A 7,949-nucleotide genomic window follows, 5' to 3' on the forward strand; every position below is an offset into this window, starting at 1 on the left:
TTGCTTCAATACACTTAACGTTCGTTTTTAGTATTTTGGGTGCAATGGATGCAATCAGAATCATCTCAAAATCACATTGATATATTAGCCTTTAATCAATTGCGTTCAGGCTTTGAATCGCATAGTGATTGCTCGCTTTCTGCTTGTATAAAACAAGGGCAACACCTTGCAATATCTGGCGTTTCTGGTTGTGGTAAGAGCAGCTTGCTACAAGTGATTGCTGGGCTTAAAGCTCCTCAGTTAGGTACTGTTACCTTCAATAAACAATTGATTGATGTAAAAGCATTCAACTTTTGGCGTCAAAACATTTGTTACTTGCCACAACAAGCCGTTATGGGCGGAGAATGTGTACGTGATGTCTTACATCTTCCTTGGCGTTTAAAAGCCATTACTCATTTTCCTGTACCTAGCGATGAGTTGTGTTTATCTGCTTTATCACAAGCGGGTATTACGGTGTTATTAGACAAGCCTATTGATACCCTTTCTGGGGGCGAAAAGCAGCGTGTAGCCATCGCTAGAAGCATATTAATGCAGCGCAATGTGTGGTTGATGGATGAGCCCACATCCGCCCTTGATCCTTCAGGGCGAGATCGAATTATTCAATTGCTTTCTGAGCTAACAATTATTTGTGTTTCTGTATCACATGATCCTGTTTGGTTAGCAAGTGCAACACATGTGCATGCTATGTCGTTAAGTAAGGATGAGTGTAATGTCTGAATCAATCAATAGTACTTTGGATATTCATTGGTTAGCGATGGCGGGCTTCTACCTGTTATTACTTATCCCCATGTTCTTGTTTCAGCGTTGGCAATTAGGGTTAAATCGCACTTTAATTAATGGCGTATTACGCATGACACTTCAGTTATCTGTTGTGGGTATTTATCTTCATACCTTGTTTGGTTTGCAGAGTGTGGCAATAAATATGCTGTGGCTAACAATCATGGCATTAGTGGCAAGCTATACGATTTGTAAACGGGCAGAGGTGAATGTAAAGCGTGTGTTGCCTGCGGTAATAACAGGGCAGTGTGCTGCATTATTGGTTGCTTTGCCTGTCATGCTGATAGGGGTGATTCAAGTCGACCCTTGGTGGCAAGCACAGTATATGATCCCAATTGCGGGAATGCTGCTTGGTAATAGCTTAATGGCAAATGTATTAGCCTTATCTCGCTGGGGGAGCCTATTAAAAGATAACCATCATGAATATCAGTATTATTTGTCATTAGGCGCTCCTGATCCTGCCTTGCCGTTTATACAGACAGCAGTAAAAGCAGCATTAACTCCCCAATTAGCCGCGATGATGACATTAGGGATTGTCAGTTTACCTGGAATGATGACAGGACAAATTTTAGGTGGAGCGGCACCGTTGGTGGCAGTGAAATACCAGTTAGTGATTATGGTCGCGATTTTTATTTCTGGCGTAATTTCGGTAGCGACTACCTTGAGCATTGTTAGGCGGGTAACATTCAATGCTTATGGTGAGGTGCAATAAGTACTATTTTCGACAATAAAAAAGCAGCAATTAAGCTGCTTTTTTAATTAAGATTGTTAGTGTTCACTTAGTTAATTTCGCTAATCGGAAAAATTTCACTTGGTGATACAATTTCATCTTGTGCTGCAATGGTTTGTAATTCCCATTCGCCACGTTTATGTGTTTCTTTTAACACTGCGTAGCAGGCATTGTGCGCATGTTCAAAAGCCTGTTCTGGTGTCCAGTCTTTCAATAGCCCTGCAGTAAATAATGATGAGATCAAATCACCAACACCTACTGGTTGTTTATCAAACTTAAGGTGCGGACGCTGTGCAAGGAAACAACCCTTTTGCGTTGCTAACATCATCGTAAACTTATCATCAGATATACTGTGTAAGTGCTTAACCAGTACCATTTTTGGGCCCATTGTTAAGGCTTTTTGACATGCAGTAACAGCATCAGCAAGGTTATGGATTTCCATACCGACAAATTGGCTTAGTTCAAATTGATTCGGTACGATAGCATCAGCAATAGGCATTACATCATTAATTAGGTATTCAGCAATACCATCGGCAACAATACAGCCTTTTTCTGGGTCACCCATTACAGGATCACAGATATAAATCGCATTAGGATTTTGCTGTTTAACTTTTTTCACAGTATCGATAATAGCAAGACATTGCGCTGCACTACCTTGATAGCCTGTCAATACAGCTTCGCAGTTCTTTAATTGATCAATGCTTTCAATACCTGCAACAAGCTCACTAATATCATCACCAGAGAAAGCTTTGCCCGTCCAACCTTCTTTATATTGGGTGTGATTAGAAAATTGCACAGTATTAAGCGGCCATACTTCAAATCCCATACGTTGCATAGGAAAAACAGCAGAGCTATTTCCTGCGTGACCATACACTACATGTGATTGAATAGATAGAATACCTTTCATCGAAGTTCCTTATAACCTTCGGTCTCTTTAAGCATACTTTACCCTTGCTTATATAAGAAACCTAGTCATTTTATATCGTAATTATTCCTTTCATTTATGCAGATTAAAAAATAGACGATTATTTATATTATTATCGACTTATTTTAGATGAGAGTGTGTTATTTATAATTGAAGATTGTTTTATTATAGGTTTTTTCCTCTGTTATCGTTTGTTTTTTGACCGTTTTATGGTTTTTATAATAAATAAAAAACGATATTTTTTTATTTAAAAAACAATGAGTAAGGTTTTTATTCAGTGGTTACCCACAGTTTTTTACAAAAAAAAGACATAAAAATATTTACAGAATAAAATTTAGCGTTTAATGTCTGTCTCGTCTGTTACTCGGACCTCATGTGTTTTTTTTATCAAAACGTCATTTCTAACATTGTTATTCGTTATTGTTGCAAACGATAGGCGCAATGATCGGCTAAAAGAAGGGTGATCTTTTAGCTCAGAAGTAGTAGGTCAATGAGTAAAACGATAATTACCGCAATTATTATTAATTGGTGGTTTTAACTATTCGAACTCAAATTGATAGCCACAAACAAAACCGCTAATTTAAAGCGCTGTTTGGGCTGAAAGGAAATATAACTATGACTTCACAAACAGGTATTATTCGTAGCTTCAACCCAGTAGAAAAGATTGGCTTAATTACAAGCGATCTTGGTGGCGATATTCGTTTTGACGCATCTCAAGTATGCAGTCATTCACAGCCTTCATCTGGTAGTATGGTTGAGTTTTCTCTAGACGATTCAAGCAATAAGCTAAAAGCAGTAAAAATTCGTTTCATCTAAAAACGATAAATTATAACTCATACTTTCTATAGATTATGAGAATAACATTCAGCCTAAGAAATAATATAACTATTATATCTTGGGCTGTTTTGTTTTATGGTATTAAAAATTAACTGTTCATTACTATTAATGATTTCTTTATATAAATACATTTAGAATAGATAAGTTTATGCTTCGCTACTTTTATATAAATCAGTTATCTCAAGGTGCTTACGTTCACTGGTGATATTTAGTTTTGAAAGGATGATAAAGAATTGTCTTTAATATCATATTTTTTCTACTGTGCTACATGTTGAACTGATGTAAACAGGCAACCGAATCAAAAAATTGTTATTGGTTGAACGTCAGTTAAAAAAAATCCCGAGTTAAACTCGGGATTTTTTGTGTATCAGTTTTAATGGTTACGCCATGAAATGCGTTAAAAACTGGGTAATTGGCTCTAAGTAATTTTGGAATATAACTAATGAGATTAAGCCACTAATTACGACCCAGATAAGTCCAAAGCGTAGGCTTACGATAGTACAAACAATCGCTGCGAGTACTTTCGGGTTTTCAAGGTTAAAGGCAAAGTTTGAACCTTTACCTAGAATTTCTACTGCAATGATTGCTGGCAATACTGTTACAGGAACAAAGCGTAATGTCTTTTTAAAACGCTCAGACATATTGAAGCGTCCTGCCATACCAATAACCGCGAAACGGATAACAAAAGTGGCTACCGCCATGACTAATGATAAGTAAATTACAAATTCATTACTTAAAACGATATGTGTATGAGAATCCATAATAGTAGCCCTTATTATTCAGCAGTTGCGTTAATTGGTTGAATATTTATTTGCTTTTTATCTTCTTTTTCCATTTCGTGACGAACTTCTTCTTTCAGCTCGGCTTCCATATGCTCAGTTGATAAATCCATTTTGTAGCCTGCGTACACACCAACGACTGCTGCTATAACTAAACCGAGTGAGTAAGGAAGGCCTGAAAGTAAGATCCCTGTGACTGTTGCGACCACTGCGGCAACAATACATTCACGATTTTTAACTTGTGGGATAACGATGGCAATGAAGGCGGCAACCATTGCAAAATCTAAACCGTAATCGGCGATGTGAGGAAAATACGAACCAATCATGGCACCAGAGAAATCAGCAACAACCCAGTTCACCCAAAAACCAAACATTGCCGCTAAATAAAACCAATGACGCCCTGGTTTTTCATGTTTCATCTCACCCACGGTTGCTGCGTATACCTCATCGGTTAAGCCGTATGCCATTAGTGCGCGTGTTGGCATGGAGTATTCTTTTACATATTCAGACAGTGACGCGCTATAGAGAATGTGGCGTAAGTTGATAACAAAGGTGGTTAACGCAATCACTATTAATTCAGTAGAGGATTGCACCAGACCAAGCGCAACCATCTGTGCTGAGCCTGCAAAAACAGTCAGTGACCATAACGTACTTTGTAGAACGTCCATACCTGCGTTAATACTGATTGCCCCCACAATAAATGAAAATGGGAATGCCCCTACGCAGAGCGGGAAGATTGCCTTTAAACCTGCTTGTATAAGTTGTTTTTTCATGCGGCGCCTATTTGTTCTGTGTCGTTAAATGAAAAAAAATTTGCAATTAAGCTGAGTGATTATCTTTTTTTGCTGCCTTATTTGTCTGCAAATATATTTTAATGCAATATTTTATTCAATCATTTTTACTATCAAGCTATTAATATATTTTCATATAGTGGCGGTTTTTTGATACTATTTTTCGTTTATCTCTTTTAAAACAGTGTTTTGCGTAGGTTGTTTCATTTTTGGAAGTATTGATCTTGATATTAGGTGCAAAAAAAATTGCAAGTTTTGATTTTTAAAGGTTAAACTAAATTTGAATTTTCGATAGCGAGATAAAAATCATGACAAAAGTAATCACATCTAAATCAGCACCAGACGCAATTGGTCCATATTCACACGGTAATGCATTTGGCGATTTGATCTTTACATCTGGTCAGCTTCCAGTATGTAAAGAGAAAGGTGGCATTGTAGATGGTGGTATTGCAGAACAATCTCGCCAGTCATTAGTTAACTTACGTTCAGTTCTTGAAGCGGGCGGTGGTGACATGGATACCGTTTTAAAAACAACATGTTACTTAGCAAATATTGAAGACTTTGCTGCTTTTAATGCGGTTTATGCTGATTTCTTTAAAACAGAGTGCCCTGCACGTAGCTGTTTTGCAGTGAAAGATTTACCAATGGGTGCACTTGTAGAAATTGAAGCGATTGCACACCGTAAATAATTAGATCTGCATTAAACAATAAATATAAAACCGTTAGGGGTTACTTATGAATACACAATGGCAGCAATACAAAGATATCATTAATACAGTTGTTAAACCTGCGTTTGGTTGTACAGAGCCGATCTCAGCCGCATATGCATCAGCTGTTGCCGCTGAATTGCTTGGACGAGAGCCTGAAGAACTCGATGTAAAGGTATCTGATAACCTGTTTAAAAATTCGATGGGTGTTTTTGTTCCTGGTACTGGCCGTATTGGCTTACCTATTGCTTCTGCTGCTGGTGCTATTGGCGGTAACCCTAACGGTGGTTTAGAAGTGCTGGTAAATATTAAGGCAGAAGATGTCGAGAAAGCACAGCTGCTGATTGATAACGGTAAAATTAAAGCAGGTCGTAAAGACGTTAAAGAGTTTATTTACTGTTGTGTTGAAGCAAAAGCGGGTGATGATGTCGCGATAGTTGAAATTAGCGGTGGTCATACACAAGTTGTGAAAAAAATGCTTAACGATAAAGTTGTGTTTGATGCGTCTTCTGATGTAAATACGAGTGATAAACCAAAATCAACGGCGTCTGTGTGTGAAGGTGTCGATATCTCAATCAAAGGTATTTATGAGTTTGCTACCAGCGTTGATTTTGAAGAGATTAAATTTATTCTAGAAGCGCGTGATTTGAATAGTGCGTTATCAGATGAAGGCTTAAAACATGCCTATGGATTACAGGTAGGCAGAACGATTCAAAAAAGTATTGCGAAAGGGCTATTTGGCGATGGTTTAATTAACAATGTCGTAATGCGCACAGCTGCGGCATCTGATGCTCGTATGGGTGGTGCAACATTACCAGCAATGAGTAATTATGGTAGTGGTAACCAAGGTATTGCTGCAACGATGCCGATAGTTGGAATTGCTAAACATTATGGTTCTTCTGAAGAGCAACTAGCGCGAGCGCTAATCATGAGCCACCTTGGCGCTATTTATATGAAATCATTCTATCCGCCACTATCACCGTTCTGTGGTAATGCAGTAACAAGCTCTGCGGCTGCTATGGGTATGGTTTATTTAGCCGGTGGTGATTTTGAGCAAATGTGTTCAGCGATTCAAAATACCTTAAGTGATACTACAGGTATGTATTGTGATGGCGCGAAATCCACGTGTGCTATGAAAGTTAAAAGCTCAACAAACTCTGCGGTAATGAGCTTTTTAATGGCGATTGAAAATCATGAAGCACAATCTCAAGGCATTGTTGCTGAAGATGTTGAAACAACTATTCGTAATGTCGGTAAGATGGTTCGATTTGGTATGGTAAATACTGATGCAACAATCATTGATATTATGTCGGCATAAGTAACAAGAATTATAAGCGCCATTGTGAGTAATCATGTTTATCGCAACATGATTACGCAATGGCTTTTTCTATTTGTGGAAAGCCGTACTGTTTTTCTGAATGCTTCTTTATTTTCATTTAAAAAGAAAAACGTAGATACTCTGAATGTATTATTATTGATACAATAATAGCAATGAAGTCATTGGGAACGTTATGTTCAAATAGGGGATCAAGCGTGAATGAATTAACCGAAAGCGATTACGATATCCTCCGTGCGATGGAGAATATCGTTGATGGTATTGCGGCAATGTGGGGAGAGCATACAGAAGTGCTACTACATTGTTTGGATGCAAATAATCCATCAATCATTAAAATTGCGAATGGTCATATTACAGGGCGTGAAGTTGGTGCACCAATCACGAATATTGCGTTAGTGAAGCTGAATGAAGGTAAAGATGTTTCTGATGCTTACATTACCAAAAGTCCTGATGGTAAAACATTACGCTCGTTAACAACCATTATTCGAAATAAACAAAATAAAGCAATTGGTATGTTATGCGTAAATTCTAATTTAGACGCACCGTTTCAGTCGATGATGCAAAGTTTGTTACCGAATATCCATTCGCATTTTGAGTTTGGAGTAACATCTGAAACATTCGCAAGAAATAATGATGAAATGATGCACAGTTCAATTGAGAATGTGCGAGAGCAAGTGGTGAATGATAGCAATATTCCACCATCGAAAAAAAGCCGCGAGATAGTGACTCGTTTGCATGAATTAGGCATTTTTGATCTAAAAGATAGTGCCCAAATTGCAGCGAAAGGATTAGATATCTCTATCCATACTATTTATCGCTATTTGCGTGAAATTCGTGCCCACGAAGCATGATATATACATTGTGAATGTTCTTATTAATATGCCTTCAGGTGATTTTTTTGAAGGCGTATAAATCTAATCTAGTCTCCTTTTTATATTTATTGTTAATAGCCTTAAGTTTTACAATAGCAATCCATTCTATTCATACTTTCCTCAGGTTTTAATGCTCTATTAAAATTTTGTTCACATCAAAAAATTCTACAACAAATTTGCGAAATAAGAATATTA

Annotated in this window: 9 protein-coding genes; 6 read left to right on the plus strand and 3 right to left on the minus strand. The window is 37.5% G+C overall.

Going from position 1 to position 7,949, the window contains the following annotated elements:
- Window positions 1–48 precede the first annotated feature (48 nt).
- Window positions 49–717: an ATP-binding cassette domain-containing protein gene (locus C9J41_RS05865; protein ID WP_107246427.1), complete on the plus strand. Its 669-nt coding sequence runs from the start codon at window positions 49–51 to the stop codon at window positions 715–717.
- Window positions 710–1,489: an ABC transporter permease gene (locus C9J41_RS05870; protein WP_233217691.1), complete on the plus strand. Its 780-nt coding sequence runs from the start codon at window positions 710–712 to the stop codon at window positions 1,487–1,489. Before C9J41_RS05865 ends, C9J41_RS05870 begins: the two co-directional genes overlap by 8 nt.
- A 67-nt stretch (window positions 1,490–1,556) precedes the next feature.
- Here C9J41_RS05870 and pdxY read toward each other — a convergent pair whose 3' ends face one another.
- Complete coding sequence (gene pdxY / locus C9J41_RS05875) at window positions 1,557–2,414, minus strand: pyridoxal kinase PdxY (protein ID WP_107206763.1); 858 nt, start codon at window positions 2,412–2,414, stop codon at window positions 1,557–1,559.
- Window positions 2,415–3,047: 633 nt separating this feature from the next.
- On the opposite strand from pdxY, the gene C9J41_RS05880 reads away from it, so the two are divergent.
- Window positions 3,048–3,248 (plus strand): hypothetical protein, encoded by a 201-nt coding sequence (locus C9J41_RS05880; RefSeq protein WP_006644747.1) that lies wholly within the window; start codon window positions 3,048–3,050, stop codon window positions 3,246–3,248.
- 401 nt (window positions 3,249–3,649) lie between these two features.
- Here C9J41_RS05880 and C9J41_RS05885 read toward each other — a convergent pair whose 3' ends face one another.
- Window positions 3,650–4,030, minus strand: a complete 381-nt coding sequence (locus C9J41_RS05885) for an AzlD domain-containing protein (protein ID WP_107206762.1) — start codon at window positions 4,028–4,030, stop codon at window positions 3,650–3,652.
- A gap of 14 nt (window positions 4,031–4,044) precedes the next feature.
- Window positions 4,045–4,821, minus strand: coding sequence for an AzlC family ABC transporter permease (locus tag C9J41_RS05890; protein WP_107206761.1), 777 nt, complete (start codon window positions 4,819–4,821; stop codon window positions 4,045–4,047).
- 326 nt (window positions 4,822–5,147) lie between these two features.
- On the opposite strand from C9J41_RS05890, the gene C9J41_RS05895 reads away from it, so the two are divergent.
- From C9J41_RS05895 to C9J41_RS05905, 3 genes are all read left to right on the plus strand, one after another.
- Window positions 5,148–5,528: a RidA family protein gene (locus C9J41_RS05895; protein WP_008989716.1), complete on the plus strand. Its 381-nt coding sequence runs from the start codon at window positions 5,148–5,150 to the stop codon at window positions 5,526–5,528.
- Window positions 5,529–5,574: 46 nt separating this feature from the next.
- Window positions 5,575–6,864 carry a serine dehydratase subunit alpha family protein gene (locus C9J41_RS05900; RefSeq protein WP_107246424.1) on the plus strand — a complete coding sequence of 430 codons (1,290 nt, stop codon included), beginning with the start codon at window positions 5,575–5,577 and terminating at the stop codon, window positions 6,862–6,864.
- A 215-nt stretch (window positions 6,865–7,079) separates the two neighbouring features.
- On the plus strand, window positions 7,080–7,733 hold the full coding sequence (locus C9J41_RS05905; protein ID WP_107287499.1) for a transcriptional regulator: 654 nt from the start codon (window positions 7,080–7,082) through the stop codon (window positions 7,731–7,733).
- Window positions 7,734–7,949 lie beyond the last annotated feature (216 nt).

Origin of the sequence: Photobacterium sp. GB-50 (assembly GCF_003026755.1) — a bacterium.
Taxonomy (GTDB): domain Bacteria; phylum Pseudomonadota; class Gammaproteobacteria; order Enterobacterales; family Vibrionaceae; genus Photobacterium.